The organism is Deltaproteobacteria bacterium (genome assembly GCA_017302835.1).
GTDB lineage: Bacteria > Bdellovibrionota > Bdellovibrionia > Bdellovibrionales > Bdellovibrionaceae > UBA2316.
In genome coordinates this window covers 1-21,335 of sequence record JAFLCC010000016.1, presented here as the reverse complement: position 1 = coordinate 21,335, position 21,335 = coordinate 1, and the positions used below count along the sequence as shown (strand labels likewise).

Genomic DNA, 21,335 nt, shown 5'->3' with positions numbered 1-21,335 from the left:
ATGCATAAATTAGTTATTGTTAGACACGGGGAAAGTATTTGGAATCAAGAAAACAGATTCACAGGTTGGCATGATGTTGGATTATCAGAAAAAGGAATGATGGAGGCAAAAAAGGGCGGTCAGGCTTTAAAAAAAGAGAACCTTATTTTTGATGTGGCCTATACCTCCGTATTGAAGCGGGCAATTAAGACCTTAGATTTTATATTGGAAGAAACAGATCAAGTATGGCTGCCTGTCCTAAAGGAGTGGCGTTTGAATGAACGACATTATGGAAATTTGCAAGGCCTGAATAAATCGGAAATGGCTCAACAACATGGCGAGGAACAAGTTAAAATTTGGCGCCGAAGTTATGATGTTCCCCCCCCGGAAATGAGCCTAACGGATGCCCGGCATCCAAAAAATGATATTCGTTATAAAAATGTGGCATTGAAGGACCTACCAGGTTCTGAATCCTTGAAAGACACCGTCGCTCGATTTATTCCTCTATGGACTGAAAAAATTGTTCCCGATTTAAAAAGGAACAAAAAAGTATTAATTGCGGCCCATGGGAACTCTTTAAGAGCCTTAATTATGAATTTAGAGGGTCTCAGTCCTGAAGAAATCATGCAAGTCAACGTCCCAACAGGAATTCCCATTTCTTATGAGCTGGACGAAAGCTTTAAAGTAATTTCTAAGAAATTTTTAGGTGATCCTGAAGAGGTAGAAAAAGCCATTCAATCTGTTGCTAACCAAGGTAAAAAAAATTAGACTTTAAAGAGCCTGTCCCCAAAGGGTCATCTACTTCGTTGGCCCGTCAAAAAATTCGTTCCAACTTACATAAAGTAAGCCTCCACGAATTTTTTGACGGAATCACGCCTTGTATCTGACCTTTTGGGGTCAGGCTCTTAAACTATAGAATTAAATTTGTTTGGAGGAATTTAATGGCAAGCCCTGCTAGAAATTATTTTGGTTTTGTATCCAATCCCCGAATTCAATTTAAGTACGCCATATTAAATTCCTTGTTTGTCTCTGGTGTTATATTATTAACCAATTTAATCTTTGTTTATCAGCTTAAAAGTTTTACTTCAACTCAAGCTGATTATGAAATTGATATGGGGCTATTAAAAAACATGACTGATTTTACGATTCAGCTTGGGATCATCTGTTTTCTGATGTCTTTTATTGTGACTTTTTTCTCAAGTTTAATCATCACTCACCGTTTTGTAGGTCCTTTCATTGCCATCAACAGATATGTCGAAAGCTTAATTAGCAATAAATTTGATGAACCCTTAAACCTCAGAAATACCGACGAAATGCATGAAATTGCAGGAAAACTAAAAATCTTAGGCGAAAAATTAAAAGCAAAATAATCTGACCACTGGTTTTGGCATGTAATGTAACCTAACCCAACGTTCTGGTAGAGAAGGTAGCGCCACTGCGTGCCGGGGCCTGAGCCGCGCCCAAATTGTCATTCTGTCTAAATCTCTACAGGTGAAAACCTTAAAGAAATAATTTATATTACGCTCCAGTTTAATCTTACTGATTAATCTTACAGACTGAAAAGTGGGAGATAAATCCCGTGGAATTATTATTTTATAAAGGAGAATTTATGAACAAGAAACTATTTTTACCCTTGGCTATGACTCTTTTGTTATCCTCATTTTCATTTGCTAAAGACTCGCAATTGAGTGTTTGCGACTTTAACAATAAAAATAAATTCACGCTAACTGTGAATATGTTTGATGGGAAGCTAACTTTTATTTCTTCTCAATTCCCGAAAGCGCCTGTAGAGATGTCGAACATTAAATCTAATAGTCTCCCTACGACTGGAGGATATTTCACTTATTCTGGAATAACTGAATCAAATCTTGCATCCGTGATGAGCTATACAGGTTTGTTCAAAAATAAAACAACAAATTTTTATTTATTTACATATAAAAATAATGATTTAGGTGTAGGTGTTGATGACTCTAATAACGGAACATTTTTTGGTAAGGCTTCATGGTGTAACAAGTAAAGGCTCTGAAAAAAATCATCGAACCCATATTCCAAGAGACTCCGCAAAGAATGGAATGGAATTGAATAGAATTTAAATAATTCCTATTTTTTCATGAATACCATGATTGAAGCTTTTGAGGCCTGTGCTTTCATTTCAAATAATCCCGTATTGCCGTCAGTCGGAGCAGCACCTGTTGATTCTGCTGCAGTTTTTACTTTGGCATCATTGGTGTTAAGTAATTTTTGTAGTGCATTCGGACGTTCTGTCATGTTGTGAGTTTCAACATTCGAAACTTTTAACTCATCTTTTAAAAACTTTTTAAGTGTTTTAAGACGGTTTTTTGCAAGGCCAACTTCTTGTTTTGTTTGTTTCCCATTTTCTGGAGGGTATTCTTTATCGGACCAGGCTAAAATTTTCACTTCAACAATCTTCCCTTTTTGAGATGCCTCATTTATTACTTCCCTGATATCTTTTTTTAGAGAATCGGAAAGGTTACTTGAGTTTTTGTCGAAAGTAATCTCTCTAACTTGCTCGGCACCCAGTCTACTTGCAGCATCTTGAGTCGTCGTCCAACTATATGCAGAAATTGAAAGACCCACAGAAACTAATACTGACAGAACCACTAGAATCTTTGTCATTTTTTCTCCTTTTTTAAATTTTTTTTATTACAGTTCAACTGGGAAACTTGAAGTATCCTCTAAAGCCTCCAAGAAGATTGCTTCAACAAAAAATCCACCTTTAGAAAGCGTTCGTGCCTCTTAAGTGGCTGTATTTGAGAAGTGTAACAAAGCAATAGGGATGCCGACTTTTTTCAAGAGGTTTCAGTCACTTACAATTTACAATTGGGGAAAGTTTGGACTTTCATGTGGAGATTTTCAACTGCAACTATTTCTAAAGTGAAGAATCTTACCACTTTTCTTAAAGTAATTTTCATATAATATTCATGTAATATTCATGTAATATTGAAAGTGACGACACAAAGGAAATACTTGATTGAAAGGTACTAAGTATAAACTAATTTTAAAACTTAGTCTAAACTCGAATTTAATGTTGTTAATTTTTACTATGAACGACGACGAAAGACAAGGTGTTCGTAATTTCTTGAAGATGCTTTGCTTGATCTAACAAACTCTCCGAATGCTTTTCAGTTTTAGCAACGACATTGGCCATTTCATGACTAGTCGTTTCCATCACACAAAACAGAACCACCCACTGGTTCTAATAATGCTGCTAAATTTTCTCTTAGCATTTTATAAAAAGACATTCGAAAAACTCTAGCTGTATTTGTAAAGCGTAATATTAAATTTCATTTAAAAAAATAAAAGTTGTCTAAAAATAGTCTATGAATAATATAGAATCTGGATCAGAGTCTAGACTCAAAAATCAGTTCTTGGGGGAGCATCCTGAAAGACCCATAGTGTAGGACTCTTTAGAGTATTCATCATCCTCAGGATATTTATAAGAAAGCCCTGCATAGTCATCATTTTTTAAGCGCAGTATCAGATCTTTGTAAAAATACGACATAACAGATTTAGTGCCCTCTTGAGGATGCATAAGCCCAAAACAATGTCCTAGTTCATGTGTTAAAAGATGGGTTAAGAATTTAGCTTTTTTGGCGTATTCACTTTTTGCCTGAATGTTACAGCCAATAAGATTGCCACCTTCGTATTTTGGTTGAGCATAGCCTCCAGAAATGCCAGCGGTGGGATTGGTTTCGCCAAAGCAAATTTCGATCGTTCTTTTTTCTGCCAAAGCCGTCGTAAAGGATGAATCGCCTGCAGCAGGAGTCCCTGGATTGTTAGGATCAGACGGATAAAGTGCTAATCTTAAATAAGAGCTGGGAACATTATTATAATCATCGATCACAGATTGAATAACTTGATTGAAAGTTAATCCTGAAATACCGGCCAAGGGGTCATTTTCGGTAATATCATTTTCTTCGACTATCGCTGAGCCACTGCATAGTTTTATCCAGATAGTAGGGTCCGATTTTGAAACATCCCACTTACCAGGAAACACACGAAAACCAAAAGACATCAAAAGAATGAAAAGCCATGTAAAAAATTTTGTAAGCTTGTTCATAAAATGAAAACTCCCCCGAAGCTAACAAACCCCTGAGTTTGAAAAGCTTTGTCAGTGCTGACCGTGATATCTGTTCTCCATCTAAAAAAAGAGGTTGTATTCCACTCCATACCGCCCCCGCCAATGATACCGCCGCCACCATCAGTCGTCAGGGCGCCAATTTGAAAAAACAAAGACGTTTGAGTTCTATTCACATACACGATCCCAAATCCTGTATTTTGCAGAACCCCTAATTCCACGCTTCCAAAACCTAAGCGAGCATTTCCTAAAAGGCCAAAGTTAGGACCTAATCCCCAGTACAGATGTCCAATGCGGCTTTGCATTGGCTCGGCATTTACAGAGTTTAAAGAGAAAATAAAAAAAGAAAGAATCAGAATAACTAATAATTTCACAACGAAATCCCAAATGTTATATGCGAGACATCTTGAAAATTCAGTAAAATATGCTGAACAATATTTGTAGAGAGCCCAAGGAGAGTATCAAAAGCCAAAAAGGCAGGACCAAATTGAATTTTAAATAGCAAATGGGGACCTATGACAGTTTCATTATAGGAATCTGTGGTCGAGGAAGGTGATTGTCTATAAGAACGCAAAATATAGCAAGTGCCAAGACCAGCACCCATGAATGCTGTTGTGATGCCCATTTTTTCAGCGTAAATATTTTTAATGCCTGCGATAGTCCAAGAATTTTGAGAATAAATAGTCGTTTGAACGCCAACGCTTCTGTACAATAGGCCCCAGTTTCCCGTATCAACCCCTAAGGCCAAGGTAGGTGCGGCTCGCCCTGAAGTATAACTGGAAGTTCCAACTCCAATGTCAATTGTGGCAAAAGCAGTAGAACCGATAAAAATTAAAAGAATATAAATATATTTCACACTTAAAATGTTAACGTGTGAAATATAAAAAACAAGGTATTTTTTTTTTAAAAACTCCGCGTCCCCGCTCCACTGTGGGAATCAAAAAAGTAAAAATGATTAAGGAAATAAAAGAAAAAGTTATCTCCTCGCACAACGGACAAAGAAGGCGTTGTTCTTTGATGTTTAATTCATTTTTCGATGGCAAATACCAATCTGTGTGGCCATCCTGACTCAGGTTTTCACAAATCGTAGCCGCTGCATAGGGAGAGCCAGCATCAGCACTTGCAAATAAGCCAGCTGAATTTGCTTTACCGGTGTTGTGATTGCTATACCCAGTCGTTGTCCAATTTGTCGTTCCATTATTCCAATTCTGAGGAAGTCTTGAACCAATGCAAGCAGAACCATTCCAGGTCTGTCCATAATCACATCGGGTGGCGAACATTTTCGCTGAAGTGTCAGGGGAAATTCCCGCGTAGATGGTGCCATCCGCGCAGTCACCGATTTGATTACATAAATCACCAGTACGAACAATAGGATAAACATTCACATTTTTGTGTAAAACTTATTTAGTGTTCCAATCTAATACGATCACAACTGAATAAATATGAAGAAAAATCTTATTTCACAAGAAGAAATCAAATTGATATTGAAACTCGGTCATTAGATAAAAAACCTAAATTAATTTGACTCTAACATCGATCAAATGATAGCCCAATCTGTAGTTAACAACATAACAAGAAGAGGCAAAAAAATGATTTTTAAACTAATTACAGCAATTATATTGACGTCTACCCTAGGTTTTGCCGGAAACCTTGAAGGTCTCTGGTCATTTAAAACTATGACATGTAAAAGTGGCGCAGCGGTTTCTCCATTTGCCTATCAATTTCTTAAAAACAGCTATATCCTTTATAAACAAGGAACCATGACACAAACGATACCAATTAGTCCAGATTGCATTTTTTCCCTGACGGGTCCTTACTCTTTGAATGGTGATCTTTTAGAAATGGGATTACTGAAGGCCGCCAAGTCGTCAACATGTCCTCCTGGTATAAGCATTACAGATTCATCTCCTAAAAATGCCAAGATTGAAATTGATACAAATACCATGACGGTAAGCACCTTAGCAGGAGCTGTTTGTACAGTGGCCAACGACGTTTTAGTAACAAGCTATTTTCGAAGCCAGCTTCGTCGATATAAATAATTTCAAAAACGGGCCAATTGTATAAAAATCGGTCCATGAAAGAAATTATTTTTACCCTGCTTTTAATATTTTCTACTTAGGCCCGCGCAGCAAATGCTCACGAACAATTGTTTGCGCCATTTTCATCTACTGTAGTGCGGGGGAAATCAAAAAAAATGATTAAATAATTAAATGAATAAGTTATCTACGAGAACAGCGGACAAAGAAGGCGTTGTTCTTGCTGGCGATGTTCTGGCTGCCGTCAGAGATCCGCTGGTTCCACGAGTCGAAACTGTTGTTCTCCGTCGAGGACCAATAATAAGTTCCACTCGTATCAAAGTTTCGGATCGTATTTTTGCCCGCATACATGATGTTTAATTCATTTTTCGATGGCAAATACCAATCCGTGTGGCCATCTTGATTTAGGTTTTCACAAATGGTTGCTGCAGCATAAGGGGAACTCGCATCAGCACTTGTAAATAGGCCCGCAGAATTTGCCTTACCTGTGTTGCTATTGCTATAGCCAGTCGTTGTCCAATTTGACGTTCCGTTATTCCAATTCTGAGGAAGTCTTGAACCAATGCAAGCAGAGCCATTCCAGGTCTGTCCATAATCACATCGGGTGGTGAACATTTTCGCTGAAGTGTCAGGGGAAATTCCCGCGTAGATGGTGCCATCAGCGCAGACAGTACCAACGGGAGGAGTCGTTCCCACACAATCACCACCGGCAGTTGAGATGCTCCAGATGCTGGCTGTCGTCCCCGCAATGATTGTGGCCTGGCTTGTAGCCCCACCTGCGGCATCACTGGTCTGACGAACCTGTAAGTACTGACCGCTGACAATGGAAGAAGGGCTGCTCGTCCAGCCCTGCACCACACTTGAACACCCGGAATCTGAGCAAATTTGGAATTGGGGTGAGCCGACTCCAGAAACGGTGACGGGGATGGTGCAATTAATGCCGCTCACTTGAACGATGTCTGAAGTAATTTGTGTTGAAGTTGTTTGATTCGATTGGTCTGTGAACACAAAAACATTCGGAGTCGCATCACTGCAAGCCGCTGCCTGAATCAGATTCCAACTCGTGCCATTGCAGAACTCAAGAACACTCGAGGCATTGTTGTAACGAATTGATCCTTTATTTGTGGACGAGCAAGAAGCACTGCTATTTCCAATCTTCACATCTCCCGCCACATCAAGGGGGGCCGCTGGTGATGTAGTTCCTATACCGACGTTGCCACGCGTGGTGGCAAGAAGAACATTCCCGTCGGCGCCAGACCCAGCCTTTGCCCCTCCCAATATAGTTAGGTCGCCTCCGTTCCCATTTGCGGTGCCGGTGCCGCCAGCTAAATCAATCGTCCCCCCTTGACCACCACCGAAGTTATTGCCCCCTTTGAGTGATAAAGTGCCACCAACAGATCCATTCTTCCCGAGACCGCCAGACAAAGTGACCAGGCCGCCGGGTCCGCCCCAATTCCCGCCCTCTATCGTCAGGTATCCGCCAGAGGCGCCAAAAGTATTGTCACCTCCTGTTAGATAAATATTGCCGCCACGATCCCCCAGACCACCTTTGAGACCTATGGCCCCACCACTGGCTCCGCTGCCGGCAGTTGATGTGCCACCGTTGACTATAAATGCTGCCGGGGCATTGCCAACGGTGGTGTTTGCACCAAGAACATCCAGCGCCGCAGCTGGAGTCGTCAGTCCAATCCCCACTTTCCCAGCATTGTAATAAATATCAGACCCCGTGGTTGTCCATTGGCTAGAGCCACCGGTGCTATCGGTGCCACACCCTGCAAAGCCAGAGGCATCAAACTTGATGATTTGTCCGATGGTGCAATTCAATGAACTTATCGCAGAGCCTGTGCCATTCGAAACCAATACACTGTTGTTCCCATAACTCGTGAGTCCGGTTCCACCTCGAGCCACAGGCAATGTTCCTGTCGTGATTTTTCCAGCATCCAAGCTAGGGATATCTGATGAACTTAAAGTTCCAAAACTGAGTTGACCAGATCCGTTGGTTTTCATCAAAGTACCGGAAGCTCCATCTGTGGAGGGTAGTATGAAATTCAAATTTCCAGCACCTAGTGCCGGCGCTGCCAGTTGAACATAATTAGCGCCGTTGTAGGCTCGCAGATTCGTCGCACTCACTGTGGCTCCTTGAACTGTGCCCGTGGTCACAAGATTTCCAGAGGAATTGATGGCGGTGCTTCCGGCCAAGGTGCCTGCATTGATAGCGCTGCCGCTGACTTTTCCCGCAGTGGAAAGTGTCGGGATATCTGCTTCCACTAAGGCGGCTCCTGTTGTCACTCTGCCCTTTGTATCTGTCGTTACTTTCGCATAAGTCCCTGGAGTTCCCACATTGGGTAAACCTGCCACTACCTGTGCGTCCACATAGGTTTTGTTGACAAGATCATTGGCTCCCGAAGGAACTCCATTCCACTGGGGAGCTGCCGTGAAATTAGCCGATCCCGATTTCACATACTGAGTGGTGGTTCCACCAATCAAAGCTAGAAGCTCGGTCCATGAAGCACTATTGAGTTCTGTTCCTGTTGTCGATACCCCATCAGCAATCTTTATAAGTTGCTCTTTCTTGTAACCACCCACTTGCATGCTTTCTATTGCCATAGGAACAAAGTTAATTGCCATCGGAGCCACGGGTTCCCACTGGCCTATGGGAAAGGTTCCATCATTAAAGAAAACCTGAATCTTCCGACTGTCCGTTGCATTGGGAGTGTAGGTTGCCCCAGCGGCGCAATTGCCTCCAGCAAAGGTAAACGAATTTCGATTCGCAAAGATTTGATCCAGAGCAAATCCTGTAGAATCAAGCCTTGATCCCGTGCCATCATTGATAGTCACCGCATAAGCTCCACTAGTCATAGAGAGATCTTTATTTTGGACTTCCTCATACATCAAACAGTTTTCATTACCAGGAGTCTTGATCTGTAACCGAAATTGAACATTGCTACTCACAACGGGATTGCCATTGGGATCTATAAGCCTACCGTGATAAGTAATCCCTGCCCCCGTTGCATGGGCTTTCTGGATTCCTATGAATATCACAACGACCGATGATAGGAGAATAGAACACAATTGACTAGTCATGGGCTCGCCGCCTTGGAGGAAATCAAGGTCCCTTGCACAGAAGAAAAGGCCTTGTACCCACGAGGAGTGATTGATTGAATTTCTTTGGAGATACTTCCAACAGAAGAAATATTTCTGTAATTTCGAAGGAGTGTGTGCTCATACTGACTACTTCCAGCAACAAACTCCGCACCAGTCACTTTATCAAAAAGGCTGGAAGAGGGGGATGTTGAACTAGTAGGACTCATGTCTTGAATACTAGCATTCAAATAACATCCAGGCAGAACACTCAATGAAAACAATAACAAGAAGTTTCGAAAATACAAACACATTGATGCCTTAAAAAACCAAGAATTTTCACCACATGAAATTTTTAAATGTTCTAAAACAGGTTCTTTGTCCATACGTTTAACTTTCGACAGATTTTGACTTAACTTGAATATCAAATTGAGAAATTCATCGAAAAGCCCAAACAAATCACCAGCAATGACAATAGGATAAACATTTATATTTTTGTGTAAAACTTATTCCGTGTCTCCATCTAAAACAATGGGATTTTGCCGATTGCCATCGTGTTGTCGCCATTTTGTCGCCTACTGGCCACATGGATCACTCCTGCATTTGATTGTTAAAGAAACTGAAGACAGTAATGCGGGTCGATACCGTCAAGGCAATGTATTGATAACTGGCTCAAGTCATAAACCACCCGATGCCTTTAAGATTCCCAAACTGATGAAAGATCTACTGACCATGAATATATACTACGAGGATTTTTGCCCCATTTCCCCACTTAATACGATGATCGTAGAGTCGGGAATTTTCCCAAACTGGAAAACTCATCTTATTTCTGCGCTCTGCGCTCTGCGCCTCTTGGTTAACAGGACACATATTTTATAGGAATCAAATTTGGACACATTCTTGCAATAAATATTTTGGATGGCTGCATGAAGCAAAACTCATAACTATTTAGAAAGAGGCAATGTCTATGGAAAACTCAGTAAACAAAGAATCAACCCTTGATATTCTCGAAATACGAAAGCACGCAATGAAATCATTGGAGAGCGGCGCGGTTACAATAGACTACCCTTTGGATCTGACACAAGCCTGCCTCTTGTTGAATCAGGCTTTGGCGAGTGAACTTCTCTGCGTCCTACGATACCGACACCATCAAATCGCCGCAAAAGGAATCGATTTTCCGCAAGTAGCCGCTGAATTTAAAGAGCATGCTGAAAGTGAAGAGGGTCATGCATTAATGATTGCTGAAAGAATCAGTCAACTGGGAGGAAAGGCCGACTTTGACCCAGCTCATATTTCCGCACGATCGACGACAGAGTTTGGAAAAGCAGAGGATCTGTTATCAATGATCAAAGAGGATTTAGTTGCCGAACGGATCGCAATTGAGGTTTACCGAAAAAACATCCAATGGTTTGGAGCTGACGACCCAACAACAAGACGGATGCTCGAAGACATTCTCGCCGACGAAGAGGATCATGCAGATGAAATGGCCAATTTACTAGCCAAAGTCGATCAACACAACTCAGGTTTTAGATCATGAACTCGCAAGATGCTACTTTTGCAATTTACCGAAGTCGGGAAGAAATCAAAAAGGCTGTGCAATCATTCACAAAATTTGGGTTCGATATATCGTCACTTTTAGTTTTTCAATCGAAACGAAATGGATCAAAAGACTTTTCTCAAGTTCAAAAATATCAGTTAAAAAATGGTGCAATCATCGGTGCAATTGCAGGCGCAGCAATCGTGGGAGCTATCGCACTGTCAGGCATTGGGGGATTGAATGGAGGCCGATGGATAATGTTGACAGGGGGAATTATAGTCGGAGGGATACTAGGTGCCACTGCAGGAACGTTAGTTGGGGTCGGCACACCAGATCCTGCCGCCAAACGGTATGGTCAATATTTACAGTCAGGAGGCATTCTAATATCGGTGCATAGTGAAAGTCCTCAACAAATTCAACAAGCAAAAAAGATCCTTTCCGCAACTGGTGGACAGGATATTCAATTATTAAACGAAACAAACACTTGGGCCAAAGCAAATTTGGAAATAATTGATCTCCAGAAATTACAGGCCGAAGCTCCACTCGAACCCTAGGACACATTCAACGAAGGAAAAAATATGACTTTTGAACCGATGAATCTACCTTTCGAGACCAATGCCTTAGAGCCTTATATTTCAGCCAGAACAATGACATTTCATCATGACAAACATTACAAAAAATATATCGAGACTCTCAATGTTCTCATGGCCAAATCAGTCTTGTCCTATGATTCACTTAAGGAGACATTGATTAAGAGTCACGACATTGACATTGCCATTTATCAAAATGCCGCACAGGCTTGGAATCATGAATTCTATTGGAAGTGCCTAAGTCCAGCCAAACTACAGCCCACAAACAAAGTTTTAGAAACTCTCGAAGAACAGTTCGGTTCTGTTCAGGAATTTAAAGAAAACTTTAATCAGGCTGCTTTGACACTTTTCGGCTCAGGATGGGTCTGGGTGATTGGTAACATGAACGGAGACATTGAAATTAAAGGTCTCGAAAATGCCGAAAATCCTCTGACGAGTGGACAGGTTCCATTGTTGGTATGTGATGTCTGGGAACATGCATACTATTTGGATTACCAAAATGACAGAACTAAATATATGAGTCAGTTCTGGGAGATCCTGAATTGGAAATTTTTTGAAAAAAATATAGTGGCTTCGAAAACTCATAATATTCACACATTGAAAGGAGGACAAAATGAGATACGAGCTGGGCTTTGACACAATCGTGTTTCGCAAAAATTTATCGCAGATTTTGGAATATGACTACGGTGACTTTATGAGGTCCGCGAATGTATATCTCAATAAACTTCGCGCTGAGCTTCATGTTATTAACGATAAAAATATAGATTGCCGTTTGGACAGGATGCAGATGTACCTTGTGTTTACTCCGAATTGGGACATTGAATTAACCAGGAAATTGCTCGCTAAAGATACAAAATACATCGACGATCTACTACTTGGACATAACCAGGACTGGGAATCCGCCAGTTCGAGCTTTAATTTTCTAGGTTCCTGCAAGGTTCAATCATTATCTGATGTACAAATTAATCTCCTAACAGAGCATTGAAACAGAGAATGAAGTGACGTAAATTCTGAACATGGTTGAAAAGATTTTTGATCACCTGAATTTCAGAGGCGGAAGTCATGTACTTAGCGATTTGAAGGTAGAGACTTCACATTTTCAATACAGCTATTCTGGATCTTGAGGATTTTTTCCTCATTAAATGGGTATTTCATCCACTACACAGAAGGACCGGTGATATCCTACGCCACACAATAATCGGCTCGAATGTTGCACTGTCGATCATAGATAAATAAGGAGCATCAAATGATCAAACTGAAAAAGGACAAAATGGGAAAACACCATTTAAAGATATGAAACTAGTTTGTCAGTTGGAAGGATAAAGTGAAATTACAAAGTCTATTTTTAATTGCTATCATAATGGGTTTTTCGGTTACTAGTTTAGCAGAAGAGGCTCAAAAGGCCTCTGAGATGCCAAAACCATTTTCAGAACCGGCAAGCAAAGCTGCAAAGAAAAGAGCACATAAAAATGAAAATAAGAAAAAAAAAGAACTATTAATAAAACTTAAAAATCACGAATCCCCAGAGGTAATTGGGAATGCCAAGGCACGTGTTCAAATTGAAAGAACCGAAAGTAATAGACAAGATTATCTTAACAAAGAAAAAGATAGTCCAAGCAAGAAAAAGTAGATTTCAACATTTCAACATTTCAACATTTCAAAAGAAGAAAGTTCAAAATTGAGGCATCAATGTCAAAAGTAAATCTAATTTTCCTTCATGGGTTTCCATTCAACTCATTAATGTGGATGGACCAATCAATAGCTTTTAAAAGTAAGTACAATGTTTTCACTCCTGATTTGCGCGGTCATCGTTACGGGCCGTCAGATATAGGCCCGTGGATGATCGCGCATTTTGCTGACGATATTAAATTATTGATAGATCAGAATGGTTTAGAAAAAGTAATTCTTTGTGGCTTATCCATGGGCGGATATATCGCACTTCATTTTGCGCATAAGTATCCAGAATACTTATCTGGACTCATATTGTGTGATACCATGTCGGCCACTGATAGCAATGCAACTAAAGATAAGAGATATGAACTCATTTTAAGAATACAAAAAGAAGGTTTGCTCGGATTTGCTCAGGAATTTTCTATGAGTGTCTTGTCTGAAACAACTATTTCAGAAAAACCAGAAGTACAAAAGAAAGTAATGAATATGATTACGACAAATTCTTCCGAAAATATTGCCATGGTCGCCGGCGCTTTGGCCTCTCGACACGATTGCACTCCATATCTGACCGAAATTACTTGCCCCACTTTAGTGTTAGTAGGTGCTGAGGATAAAGTAACGTCTGTTGATGTAAATTTGAAACTATCAAAAGATATTGAACATTCGAATTTTAAAATTATCGAAAATGCTGGTCACTTGTCGAATATAGAACAGCCTGAAGTTTTCAATAAGTATATAGAAGAATTTATAGTCTTTTAGTGACGAACACCAGACCGCTGTCATCATAGCACAAAGCCTTGAAATGCCTAGTAGGTGTTGCTTTCTGAAGTGGATTTAAGTTACCAGGGGAGAGCATTGTAAGGGGCACCACCCTTTTGAAAACTACCTTCATGGGTTACGTAATCTACACCGCTGGCTAATCCTTAAATCCACAACATTTGGAAATATCTCGTCACATCGTAATCAAAAGCTCCTCAAAAATCTTTGGCTAACAGTACGTCTTGAACGGAAAGTCTTGGAACTGGCATGTCTGCAGTTTGCGGTGACAAGCCTGTCCGAAACATCCAAACCGGATAATCATCATCGGTTAGATTGAAATAGTCATTTAAAACTTTTTTTCCATCGGTAAAAACTTTTTGTTCTTCTAGATTTGATTGGCCGATCATGGCACCTGATCTTTGATCCGCCACTGAGGATGAAGAGAAAGACAAAGGTTGCACCCCGAATCCATGGGAATTTAAAATCAACCAGGCTCGGTAGGCGCACTGACCTAGTCGGCACAATGATACAGGATCCATTGATCGAGATACAAAACACAAAAGAGCCGCCGAAGATTCGATGGCTTTTTCCGCATTACTTCTAATTTTAAATCCAAATCCCAACGACCACAAAAGGCGCGGCAAGATGGGCATTTTTCGTATCAATCGAAAAATTAAACTCTCAATGCGATTAAGGCCAATGCTTTGAGCCGTCATTCCATCACGGGACTGAGCTTCGCGCTTGGTTAAGCGTAACCATTTACATAAATCTCTGACAATTTTAGAGTTCTTCCAAAGTAGCTCCTCGGTCTTTAGAAAGTATTGCATAAATGTTTGAGACCTGGTCGCTTGTATTCGAATTTTGCATCCGGGGAATTCATCTTCAATTTCTGACAATTTTTGTCGAATAACCTCGTCAAGCTCGCCACCTTGGTAAATTCGGCGATCTGTCCGACGCTGAGTTATGAAATCTGCTAATGGATCGGCAGTTACCTGACATGCTACAAAACGCACCTCGGCCCAAGCTGAAAGTGTTTGCCCCGTCTCAAAAATATACTTTGTATTTATAGCAAATCCTCGACTCGTAGCTGACAATCGAAGCGATTCTAAAAGCCCCCCTAATGCCAGTTGTGAAGCATGGTTTCTTTTTAACCCCCTATATGATGTGGACAGATTCGGTGCGAACATCTATATAGGAAGAAAGGGTTAGAAAAGATGAAAAAACACTACACAGATGCTCAGAAGCAGCAAATTATGAAGGAAGTTACAGAGACTGGTAACTTGACATTGGTAGCTGAAAAACACGGATTTCCAAAGAGCACGGTGGCTTCTTGGATTTCCAGGCAACAGCCCCATCATATTGAAAAGCATAAGCAAAATTCAGAGCTAAAAGATATGAAAAAAAAGTTAGCCGATGCAGAGCTTAAGAATAAAGTCTTAACAGAGCTTTTAAAAAAAACATACCAAGTTTGGAGCAACGATTAGAGGTTTGTTCTCTGGTTTTAAAAGAAAATCCAAAAGTAAATAAAGTGAAATTATTTCAATATGCAGGAGTTAAGAGATCTACCTTCTATTCCCAGAAGGAGGAGGGACTTCCCATTGCCCCAATGGGAAGTATAGGCCGAAGGCCTACTGATTATGGTTATGATGTTCACGGTAATATGGTCTTGGATGCTTCTATTAGAAAGGCTTTACATGATTATAGGGATAAGGTGGAATTTGCCAACGGAGGTGGAGTGAAAAAGTTAGTTCATTATTTAATAAGATGACTATCGGTTTATTGTAAACCATAAAAAGCTCTATAGGCTTTGCAAAGAAGAGGGTCTTTTATTACCAAGAAAGAAAAAGTTAAAGAAGAACTTTAAGAAATTACCTGCCAGTAATCATGTGGTAAAGGCTCCATTAAGGGTTTGGCAATTTGATATCAAGTACGGTTGGATACAGGGAGAGAATAGATTTTTTTATTTGCTAGCATTTATTGATGTCTTCTCAAGGGAAATTATAGATTTTTATATCGGCTTAAATTGCAAAGGTGAAAGTCTTGTCAATTTATTAGATTCTGCTTTATCTAAAGCTGGTATTGAAGATCCTACAGGGTTAGTTATCCGCAGTGATAACGGCTCACAGATGACCTGTAAGGCCTTTAGAAAAAAAGTAGAGGATCTGGGTTTAGAACATGAGTATATTCCCCCAGCAACTCCAAATAAGAATGCATACATTGAATCCTTCTTCTCAATCTATGAAATTGAATTCTTACAGGTAAGGTATTTTGCTACCTTCCAAGAAGCTTACAAGCAAACCATGGAGTTTATTGAATTTTATAATACTAAAAGAAAACATGGCTCCTTGAAAATGATGGCTCCATTAGATTTTAAAAAATGTTATAAAAACTATTCTAATACTGAAGTGGAAGTGAGACTTTAGCATGAAGAATTTAAATCAAATTTTAACACAAGTGTTCGCATCGAAAATGTCCATAATTAAGGGGTTGACAGGGTGGGTAATCAATAAATAATCAAGCCGGTCCATTTGCGATTTTAAAATTGGGCCGATTGGTTTAAGTTTACTTATCAGATTAATCGCAAACATCACCATATTGGTAACCGAATGGGTTATCCACGAAAGTATCGCCGACCTAAAATAATAAAATTGGATGCCAATCAAAAATCTAAAAAGAGTGGTCAGAAAAACCCCTATTCCTCTTGCAGGAAACCCACCTTGATAGCCCATGCAAGTAAAAACTAACGAAGCACAAAGAATTGCCGATTGAGGAGACAAACACTCAGTTAATTATCTTTGAAGAGTGAACCGAAAATATATTTCTTCTCATAAGCGCGTCCTAAGCTTAACTCGTTTGGCTTTAAACGCAAAACTTTGTATTCGTTACTGTACAAAATAAAAACAGTTTTCAAGATTCAAGTTTTAATTTAGCATCAGCTGCAATAAACAATACTGTTTCTTAAAACAAAAACAATAACAATACGGTTTCTTGGCGTTAGCATGAGAAATGAAACCCATTAGTTTTTAAATGGCATCCTTCAATTTGATGCCAATTAGAGGAGAATTTATGAAAAAATCTGCAAAGTTTGCTTTTTCGATTTTGGTAATAGCTTTAGCTCAATTCTCTTATTCAGCTTCTGCTTCTGCAACTGGTGGATGGTTCAATAACAGACCTGTTAAATGTTCTTACCCTCGACAAACTGTGCAATTTCTAATTCAAAAAAATTCTACTATTGCTAGTCTGATTGAGTTTTACTACGAGCGTGGCCCAATAGCAATAATGGCGGGAGAAATTTCTTCAGAAAATGTATTCTTTGGTTTCTGTTATACGCAAAACTGCAATGGATCTATGGATAAAATGAAGAAAGCAACGCGTGCATTTGTTACAGTGGACGATGAAGGTATTTTGAAAATCGATGTTAGAAATGGCGATACTACTGATGATACCAGGATAAACCTTTATATTAAGGGCTTCGGAAGTAGTGGAAATCTCATTGAATATGGAGTTTCCTCAGTCCTTGGCATGTGCATGACAACCTCTTTAAATAACTAGATTATTATTATGTCCATACGATTAACTTTCGACGGATTTTGACTGAACTTGAATAGCAAATTGAGAAATTCATCGAAAAACCCAAACAAATCACTAGCAATGACAATAGGAAAAACATTTATACTTTTGTGCAAAACTTATTAAGTTTCCTTAATTTTATATCGGTTAATTTTTTCCTAAACCATATTAAGAAAAATAATGAATCGTCGGGGACACGTAAATCTTTTATGGCAATTTTGAAGTCTATATTGAATTCACTGGAGGCCAATCTCTCATTGGATCAAAAGATACAACAAAAGAAGCTTTTCAAAAGGGCCTCATTGCAAAAGGTGATGTTTAGATGGAGATGATTAAGAATCGAAATCTTTCTTCACACACCTACAATAAAGACACCTTAAAAATGATCACTGAGAATATAACTCAACTTTACGTCGCCTGCTTTGTTGAATTGTCTCAAAAGATGAAGAGTCTCTTACCGTGATTTCTGAAGAAAAGTGTGGACTCAATTCATTAACACAAGAAAAACTGAAAAACATTTTTGATTAGTTCCCGAATATTGACGAGGTCGTACTCTATGGATCAAGAGCAAAAGGAAATTTTAAACCAGGCTCTGACATTGATCTAACTATTAAGTCGCAACAGATGTCCTTGAGCGAGCTGTTTAAAATTGAAAATCAGATCGACGATCTTTTCCTTCCCTACAAAATTGATGTTTCACTTTTTCAGCAAATTGACAACCCCAACTTAGTTAATCATATTAATCGAGTCGGAATTATCTTCTATAAAAAATAAGCCAATGGCATCCACTGTAATTCCAACCTTGCGATATAATGATCCAAAGAGGGCCATTGAGTTTCTCTGCGTTGCTTTTGGTTTTGAGCGGCACCAAGTGCACGAAGACGGCAAGGGTGCCGTCATGCATGCTGAATTAAGACATGGCACAGGTCTGGTTATGATTGGCCCCAATGTCGAATCGAAGTTTGGGAAATACATTCGGCTGCCAAAAGAGTTCGGCGGATTTGAAACCCAAGTTACGTTTATAGTCGTTGAAAATCCTGAAGCTCATTTTAAAAAAGCAAAAGAGAATGGGGCTGAAATCTTGATGCCTTTGACCAAAAAAGATTACGGGGCCAGCGACTATGCTTGCCGTGACCCCGAAGGTCATATTTGGAGCTTTGGCGACTACAATCCTTGGGCAAAGAAATGAAAAAGACGAAAACAACTACAGTTAAGAAATGTAAAACTATTTCGAATAAGATAGAAATATCAAAATCACCCTCTAAATTAATGGATGCGCGAATCAAAGAGTTGGGCAGTTGGCGCGGCGGAATTCTTGCTCAGATTAGAAAAGTCATCAAAGATGCCGACCCCGAAGTGGTTGAAGAATGGAAATGGAATGTTCCTGTTTGGTCCCACGATGGTATTAGTTGCACCGGCGAGTCTTACAAAAATGCCGTGAAGATGACCTTTCCCAAGGGGGCCTCATTGAAAGATCCTTCTTGTCTATTTAATTCAAGTCTTGGGGGAAACACCAGGAGGGCGATCGACTTTCGTGAAGGTGATAAAATTAATGCGAAAGCACTGAAGGCGCTCATTCTTGCGGCTGTGACATTGAACGCGTCAATGTTGAAGAAGCTCTAATCTATGAAAACTAAAGTTTCAGAGCAAATACTGTCTTTCAAGTCGCTATCTCTTTTTAGAAAATGGCCTGGTCCAAACGAAACACCGATATTATTACAAAACTAATTGAAGAGAATCCTGTTCTCATGGTGAAACAGATATTTTGGAATTTTCTTAGATGGAAATTGTTTTGAAGTATCGATTCATTGATTCATAGAGGGCCGAAAAGATCTCGGGATCATCCAGCCCTTTAAGCATCCCATAGAACCCTTCGTGAGCCATGACAACAAAGTGGGCAACGTGCCTTGTGTTAACGTCAGCATTCAAATATCCCGACTTTTTAGCACGCTAGAGATGCTTACCCATCTCATCAATCCAGAGATTCAAAGCTATCTGAAATCGTTTATGAAAGCCTTTGTCGACCGGAGACATTTCTTGAACCAAATTATTCAACGGACAACCAAGTTTCAAATAAGCCGGATCGCAATTGCCAATCAGTGCCTTCATCTGAACCAATATTCCGTCCAACGGATTTTCATGGGCCCCTAGTGGCCTGATCCAACGATCTATAATCATGGGCTTAATAACTTCGTCGACCAAGGCATAGCCCAAATCAAGCTTAGTTGGAAATTGATGATAAAATGCGCCTTTTGTAAATCTCGTTTTGGCAACTATCTCATCAATACTTACGCCCTGAAATCCCTTAGTAAAGACCTCCTTAAAAGCGGCATCGAGGATCTCTTTTCTAGATCGCTCAAGATCGCGGTTCTTTTTCGAGTCTTTTCTTTTTGCGTTCACTGAAATAGGGTACCAGAATAGACCACACTTGACAACATACTAATAGGTATGTAAGATTACCTCCATACTTGGTTGGAGGTATGGACGTATGCAAAATCCAGTTCGTTGGTTTGAAATGTATGTATCGGACATGAATCGTGCGAAAGACTTTTATGAATCACTTCTAAGTATTAAGTTGTCTGAAGAAGGAAGAAAAAATGATTCCCAAATTGGACGGTAGAATTCATAAGTCCAAAATGTCTATTGGTCAGGACGGATTCATCACTTTAGCTATAGATACAGAAGGCAACATGATTGGCCTTCACTCTATGAAATAGAATATTAAAATTTTAACTTTTTTGATTCAGTAGGATTTGTGATCAAGAAAATACTTTTCGGTCTGGGGTTTGTACTATTGGTTTTCGTCGCTATTGCCGCTCTGAAACCAGAAGATTACTTGATTAAAAGAGATGTCTTGATCAACGCAAAGCCAGAGGCAGTTTTCCCGTTTCTCGTCAGCATGAAGAACGCAGATACTTGGATGCCATGGAAAGAGCAAGATCCGCAGATCACTAACTCATACTCTGGTCCCGAAGAAGGATGGAACATGGCGCACTCGAGTATTACGAGTGTCTTGCTGAGAGCGATCCCCGACTCAAAATGGAAATGGATAAGATGCCATTTGACGGCAAACGAATGATCTGGGGCGGGTTTAAAACAATGGTCGCCTTTGGAGGTAAAAATGGAAAATGAGTTTTGGATAAATCTATCCTCTAAAAACTTACCAAAAGCTAAAGAGTTCTTTAGTAAGCTCGGTTTCACCATGAATGACCGTCACCAAGCTCCGCATATGGTCAGCATGTTCGTTGGCAATAAGAAGACAGTTCTGAATTTATTTACTGAAGAATTATTTAAAGGTTTCTCTGGCGGTCACCCAATAACAAATACCATCCAGTCGACTGAAATTCTGTTTTCTATCGGCGCAAGCTCACCAAAAGAAGTTGATGATATAGCCCAAAAGGCAATCGATGCTGGTGGCATTCTTTACGGAAAGCCTGGATACAAAGATGGTTGGATGTACGGCTGTGGTTTTATAGACCTCGATGGTCATCGCTGGAATGTGTTGTATATGGACATGAGTAAGATGCCTCAGTAAGCGTATTTAATTTTAGAGGGCCCAATGACGACTGATATTATAATTGATTCAAAACTAGATTTGGTATTTGAGCGAACTACATCGATTCCAGTTGAAAAACTATGGAAGGGATGGACCCATCCAGAAACCTTGATGAAGTGGTTTTGCCCGAGCCCATGGAAGGTCACCGAATGCCGAATTGATCTTCGCGCAGGTGGTGAATTCTTCAATTTGATGGAAGGTCCAAGCGGCGAGAAAGTAAACAATCACGGTTGTTACCTTGAGGTCGTAGAAAGCAAAAAACTGGTATGGACAGGAATGATGACCAAGGGGTTTCGTCCAGCACCTGCAGACCATTTGGGATTTCAATTTGGCAACGTCCCGAAAGTGGTAGAAATTAAAAAGGGAGCACTCCATAATGATTTAACTTAAACACATAAATCATTAATAACAAAGGAGAACTCCCTAATGAGAAAAAGTAAGCCATCACAAGTAAAAT

Annotated in this window: 30 protein-coding genes and 2 pseudogenes; 22 read left to right on the top strand and 10 right to left on the bottom strand. The window is 39.9% G+C overall.

What is annotated here, in order from left to right; translation table 11 throughout:
- The 3 genes from gpmA (at window position 1) to J0M15_14125 (ending at window position 1,996) form a co-directional block, all read left to right on the top strand.
- On the top strand, window positions 1-747 hold the full coding sequence (gpmA, locus tag J0M15_14135) for a 2,3-diphosphoglycerate-dependent phosphoglycerate mutase (protein MBN8538188.1): 747 nt from the start codon (window positions 1-3) through the stop codon (window positions 745-747).
- 173 nt (window positions 748-920) lie between these two features.
- Window positions 921-1,349 (top strand): hypothetical protein, encoded by a 429-nt coding sequence (locus tag J0M15_14130; GenBank protein MBN8538187.1) that lies wholly within the window; start codon window positions 921-923, stop codon window positions 1,347-1,349.
- 239 nt (window positions 1,350-1,588) lie between these two features.
- Window positions 1,589-1,996, top strand: a complete 408-nt coding sequence (locus tag J0M15_14125; protein ID MBN8538186.1) for a hypothetical protein — start codon at window positions 1,589-1,591, stop codon at window positions 1,994-1,996.
- 83 nt (window positions 1,997-2,079) lie between these two features.
- On the opposite strand, the gene J0M15_14120 is transcribed toward J0M15_14125, so the two are convergent.
- From J0M15_14120 to J0M15_14095, 6 genes are all read right to left on the bottom strand, one after another.
- Window positions 2,080-2,616, bottom strand: a complete 537-nt coding sequence (locus J0M15_14120) for a hypothetical protein (GenBank protein MBN8538185.1) — start codon at window positions 2,614-2,616, stop codon at window positions 2,080-2,082.
- 415 nt (window positions 2,617-3,031) lie between these two features.
- Entirely contained in the window at window positions 3,032-3,169 is a 138-nt protein-coding gene (locus tag J0M15_14115) for a hypothetical protein (GenBank protein ID MBN8538184.1), read from the bottom strand.
- A 192-nt stretch (window positions 3,170-3,361) separates the two neighbouring features.
- On the bottom strand, window positions 3,362-4,060 hold the full coding sequence (locus J0M15_14110; protein MBN8538183.1) for a matrixin family metalloprotease: 699 nt from the start codon (window positions 4,058-4,060) through the stop codon (window positions 3,362-3,364).
- On the bottom strand, window positions 4,057-4,452 hold the full coding sequence (locus J0M15_14105; protein MBN8538182.1) for a hypothetical protein: 396 nt from the start codon (window positions 4,450-4,452) through the stop codon (window positions 4,057-4,059). The genes J0M15_14110 and J0M15_14105 overlap by 4 nt, the downstream gene beginning before the upstream one ends.
- Complete coding sequence (locus tag J0M15_14100; protein MBN8538181.1) at window positions 4,449-4,934, bottom strand: hypothetical protein; 486 nt, start codon at window positions 4,932-4,934, stop codon at window positions 4,449-4,451. The genes J0M15_14105 and J0M15_14100 overlap by 4 nt, the downstream gene beginning before the upstream one ends.
- Window positions 4,935-4,944: 10 nt before the next feature.
- The gene (locus J0M15_14095; protein ID MBN8538180.1) at window positions 4,945-5,463 is read right to left on the bottom strand and encodes a hypothetical protein; all 519 of its coding nucleotides are present in this window, start codon (window positions 5,461-5,463) and stop codon (window positions 4,945-4,947) included.
- A gap of 204 nt (window positions 5,464-5,667) precedes the next feature.
- Here J0M15_14095 and J0M15_14090 point away from each other — a divergent pair, with 204 nt between their 5' ends.
- A complete protein-coding gene (locus tag J0M15_14090) occupies window positions 5,668-6,117 on the top strand; it encodes a hypothetical protein (GenBank protein MBN8538179.1) in 450 nt (149 codons plus the stop codon).
- A gap of 180 nt (window positions 6,118-6,297) precedes the next feature.
- Here J0M15_14090 and J0M15_14085 read toward each other — a convergent pair whose 3' ends face one another.
- Together J0M15_14085 and J0M15_14080 are read right to left on the bottom strand one after the other, a co-directional pair.
- Window positions 6,298-9,198 carry a DUF1566 domain-containing protein gene (locus J0M15_14085; GenBank protein ID MBN8538178.1) on the bottom strand — a complete coding sequence of 967 codons (2,901 nt, stop codon included), beginning with the start codon at window positions 9,196-9,198 and terminating at the stop codon, window positions 6,298-6,300.
- Window positions 9,195-9,581, bottom strand: a complete 387-nt coding sequence (locus J0M15_14080; GenBank protein ID MBN8538177.1) for a hypothetical protein — start codon at window positions 9,579-9,581, stop codon at window positions 9,195-9,197. The genes J0M15_14085 and J0M15_14080 overlap by 4 nt, the downstream gene beginning before the upstream one ends.
- A gap of 109 nt (window positions 9,582-9,690) precedes the next feature.
- Here J0M15_14080 and J0M15_14075 point away from each other — a divergent pair, with 109 nt between their 5' ends.
- The 6 genes from J0M15_14075 to J0M15_14050 all read left to right on the top strand — a co-directional run bounded on the left by J0M15_14075 (window position 9,691) and on the right by J0M15_14050 (window position 13,752).
- A complete protein-coding gene (locus tag J0M15_14075) occupies window positions 9,691-10,074 on the top strand; it encodes a hypothetical protein (protein MBN8538176.1) in 384 nt (127 codons plus the stop codon).
- Window positions 10,075-10,162: 88 nt separating this feature from the next.
- Entirely contained in the window at window positions 10,163-10,732 is a 570-nt protein-coding gene (locus tag J0M15_14070; protein MBN8538175.1) for a ferritin-like domain-containing protein, read from the top strand.
- Window positions 10,729-11,286, top strand: coding sequence for a hypothetical protein (locus J0M15_14065; protein MBN8538174.1), 558 nt, complete (start codon window positions 10,729-10,731; stop codon window positions 11,284-11,286). Before J0M15_14070 ends, J0M15_14065 begins: the two co-directional genes overlap by 4 nt.
- Window positions 11,287-11,310: 24 nt before the next feature.
- Window positions 11,311-11,958, top strand: coding sequence for a superoxide dismutase (locus J0M15_14060; protein MBN8538173.1), 648 nt, complete (start codon window positions 11,311-11,313; stop codon window positions 11,956-11,958).
- Between the two features lie 688 nt (window positions 11,959-12,646).
- A complete protein-coding gene (locus tag J0M15_14055; protein MBN8538172.1) occupies window positions 12,647-12,952 on the top strand; it encodes a hypothetical protein in 306 nt (101 codons plus the stop codon).
- A gap of 59 nt (window positions 12,953-13,011) precedes the next feature.
- Window positions 13,012-13,752, top strand: coding sequence for an alpha/beta hydrolase (locus J0M15_14050; protein MBN8538171.1), 741 nt, complete (start codon window positions 13,012-13,014; stop codon window positions 13,750-13,752).
- 215 nt (window positions 13,753-13,967) lie between these two features.
- Here the strand turns inward: J0M15_14050 and J0M15_14045 are convergent, their stop codons facing one another.
- Window positions 13,968-14,846, bottom strand: a complete 879-nt coding sequence (locus tag J0M15_14045; protein MBN8538170.1) for a hypothetical protein — start codon at window positions 14,844-14,846, stop codon at window positions 13,968-13,970.
- Between the two features lie 120 nt (window positions 14,847-14,966).
- Here J0M15_14045 and J0M15_14040 point away from each other — a divergent pair, with 120 nt between their 5' ends.
- The 8 genes from J0M15_14040 to J0M15_14005 all read left to right on the top strand — a co-directional run bounded on the left by J0M15_14040 (window position 14,967) and on the right by J0M15_14005 (window position 18,945).
- The gene (locus tag J0M15_14040) at window positions 14,967-15,236 is read left to right on the top strand and encodes a transposase (GenBank protein MBN8538169.1); all 270 of its coding nucleotides are present in this window, start codon (window positions 14,967-14,969) and stop codon (window positions 15,234-15,236) included.
- Window positions 15,237-15,280: 44 nt separating this feature from the next.
- Window positions 15,281-15,520: a hypothetical protein gene (locus J0M15_14035; protein ID MBN8538168.1), complete on the top strand. Its 240-nt coding sequence runs from the start codon at window positions 15,281-15,283 to the stop codon at window positions 15,518-15,520.
- A 10-nt stretch (window positions 15,521-15,530) separates the two neighbouring features.
- Entirely contained in the window at window positions 15,531-16,175 is a 645-nt protein-coding gene (locus J0M15_14030; protein ID MBN8538167.1) for an IS3 family transposase, read from the top strand.
- A gap of 643 nt (window positions 16,176-16,818) precedes the next feature.
- Entirely contained in the window at window positions 16,819-17,304 is a 486-nt protein-coding gene (locus tag J0M15_14025; protein ID MBN8538166.1) for a hypothetical protein, read from the top strand.
- Window positions 17,305-17,644: 340 nt separating this feature from the next.
- On the top strand, window positions 17,645-17,785 hold the full coding sequence (locus tag J0M15_14020) for a nucleotidyltransferase substrate binding protein (protein ID MBN8538165.1): 141 nt from the start codon (window positions 17,645-17,647) through the stop codon (window positions 17,783-17,785).
- A 74-nt stretch (window positions 17,786-17,859) separates the two neighbouring features.
- Window positions 17,860-18,096, top strand: a complete 237-nt coding sequence (locus J0M15_14015) for a nucleotidyltransferase domain-containing protein (GenBank protein ID MBN8538164.1) — start codon at window positions 17,860-17,862, stop codon at window positions 18,094-18,096.
- Window positions 18,097-18,100: 4 nt separating this feature from the next.
- The gene (locus J0M15_14010; protein ID MBN8538163.1) at window positions 18,101-18,511 is read left to right on the top strand and encodes a VOC family protein; all 411 of its coding nucleotides are present in this window, start codon (window positions 18,101-18,103) and stop codon (window positions 18,509-18,511) included.
- Window positions 18,508-18,945: a DUF1801 domain-containing protein gene (locus tag J0M15_14005; GenBank protein MBN8538162.1), complete on the top strand. Its 438-nt coding sequence runs from the start codon at window positions 18,508-18,510 to the stop codon at window positions 18,943-18,945. Before J0M15_14010 ends, J0M15_14005 begins: the two co-directional genes overlap by 4 nt.
- A 153-nt stretch (window positions 18,946-19,098) precedes the next feature.
- Here the strand turns inward: J0M15_14005 and J0M15_14000 are convergent.
- Window positions 19,099-19,722: pseudogene (locus J0M15_14000) on the bottom strand (TetR/AcrR family transcriptional regulator).
- A gap of 88 nt (window positions 19,723-19,810) precedes the next feature.
- On the opposite strand from J0M15_14000, the pseudogene J0M15_13995 reads away from it, so the two are divergent.
- The 4 genes and pseudogenes from J0M15_13995 (at window position 19,811) to J0M15_13980 (ending at window position 21,268) form a co-directional block, all read left to right on the top strand.
- Window positions 19,811-20,039 (top strand): annotated as a pseudogene (locus J0M15_13995) (hypothetical protein).
- A 38-nt stretch (window positions 20,040-20,077) separates the two neighbouring features.
- Window positions 20,078-20,401: a hypothetical protein gene (locus tag J0M15_13990; protein ID MBN8538161.1), complete on the top strand. Its 324-nt coding sequence runs from the start codon at window positions 20,078-20,080 to the stop codon at window positions 20,399-20,401.
- Window positions 20,402-20,443: 42 nt separating this feature from the next.
- Window positions 20,444-20,857: an extradiol dioxygenase gene (locus J0M15_13985; protein MBN8538160.1), complete on the top strand. Its 414-nt coding sequence runs from the start codon at window positions 20,444-20,446 to the stop codon at window positions 20,855-20,857.
- A gap of 24 nt (window positions 20,858-20,881) precedes the next feature.
- On the top strand, window positions 20,882-21,268 hold the full coding sequence (locus J0M15_13980; GenBank protein MBN8538159.1) for an SRPBCC domain-containing protein: 387 nt from the start codon (window positions 20,882-20,884) through the stop codon (window positions 21,266-21,268).
- Window positions 21,269-21,335 lie beyond the last annotated feature (67 nt).

Excerpts from the sequence above, each read along its gene's own strand:
- gpmA (MBN8538188.1), top strand. The coding sequence starts at position 1 with ATGCATAAATTAGTTATTGTTAGACACGGGGAAAGTATTTGGAATCAA.
- J0M15_14130 (MBN8538187.1), top strand. The coding sequence starts at position 921 with ATGGCAAGCCCTGCTAGAAATTATTTTGGTTTTGTATCCAATCCCCGA.
- J0M15_14125 (MBN8538186.1), top strand. The coding sequence starts at position 1,589 with ATGAACAAGAAACTATTTTTACCCTTGGCTATGACTCTTTTGTTATCC.
- J0M15_14120 (MBN8538185.1), bottom strand. The coding sequence starts at position 2,616 with ATGACAAAGATTCTAGTGGTTCTGTCAGTATTAGTTTCTGTGGGTCTT.
- J0M15_14115 (MBN8538184.1), bottom strand. The coding sequence starts at position 3,169 with ATGGAAACGACTAGTCATGAAATGGCCAATGTCGTTGCTAAAACTGAA.
- J0M15_14110 (MBN8538183.1), bottom strand. The coding sequence starts at position 4,060 with ATGAACAAGCTTACAAAATTTTTTACATGGCTTTTCATTCTTTTGATG.
- J0M15_14090 (MBN8538179.1), top strand. The coding sequence starts at position 5,668 with ATGATTTTTAAACTAATTACAGCAATTATATTGACGTCTACCCTAGGT.
- J0M15_14085 (MBN8538178.1), bottom strand. The coding sequence starts at position 9,198 with ATGACTAGTCAATTGTGTTCTATTCTCCTATCATCGGTCGTTGTGATA.
- J0M15_14080 (MBN8538177.1), bottom strand. The coding sequence starts at position 9,581 with ATGGACAAAGAACCTGTTTTAGAACATTTAAAAATTTCATGTGGTGAA.
- J0M15_14070 (MBN8538175.1), top strand. The coding sequence starts at position 10,163 with ATGGAAAACTCAGTAAACAAAGAATCAACCCTTGATATTCTCGAAATA.
- J0M15_14065 (MBN8538174.1), top strand. The coding sequence starts at position 10,729 with ATGAACTCGCAAGATGCTACTTTTGCAATTTACCGAAGTCGGGAAGAA.
- J0M15_14060 (MBN8538173.1), top strand. The coding sequence starts at position 11,311 with ATGACTTTTGAACCGATGAATCTACCTTTCGAGACCAATGCCTTAGAG.
- J0M15_14050 (MBN8538171.1), top strand. The coding sequence starts at position 13,012 with ATGTCAAAAGTAAATCTAATTTTCCTTCATGGGTTTCCATTCAACTCA.
- J0M15_14040 (MBN8538169.1), top strand. The coding sequence starts at position 14,967 with ATGAAAAAACACTACACAGATGCTCAGAAGCAGCAAATTATGAAGGAA.
- J0M15_14025 (MBN8538166.1), top strand. The coding sequence starts at position 16,819 with ATGAAAAAATCTGCAAAGTTTGCTTTTTCGATTTTGGTAATAGCTTTA.
- J0M15_14020 (MBN8538165.1), top strand. The coding sequence starts at position 17,645 with ATGGAGATGATTAAGAATCGAAATCTTTCTTCACACACCTACAATAAA.
- J0M15_14010 (MBN8538163.1), top strand. The coding sequence starts at position 18,101 with ATGGCATCCACTGTAATTCCAACCTTGCGATATAATGATCCAAAGAGG.
- J0M15_14005 (MBN8538162.1), top strand. The coding sequence starts at position 18,508 with ATGAAAAAGACGAAAACAACTACAGTTAAGAAATGTAAAACTATTTCG.
- J0M15_13985 (MBN8538160.1), top strand. The coding sequence starts at position 20,444 with ATGGAAAATGAGTTTTGGATAAATCTATCCTCTAAAAACTTACCAAAA.
- J0M15_13980 (MBN8538159.1), top strand. The coding sequence starts at position 20,882 with ATGACGACTGATATTATAATTGATTCAAAACTAGATTTGGTATTTGAG.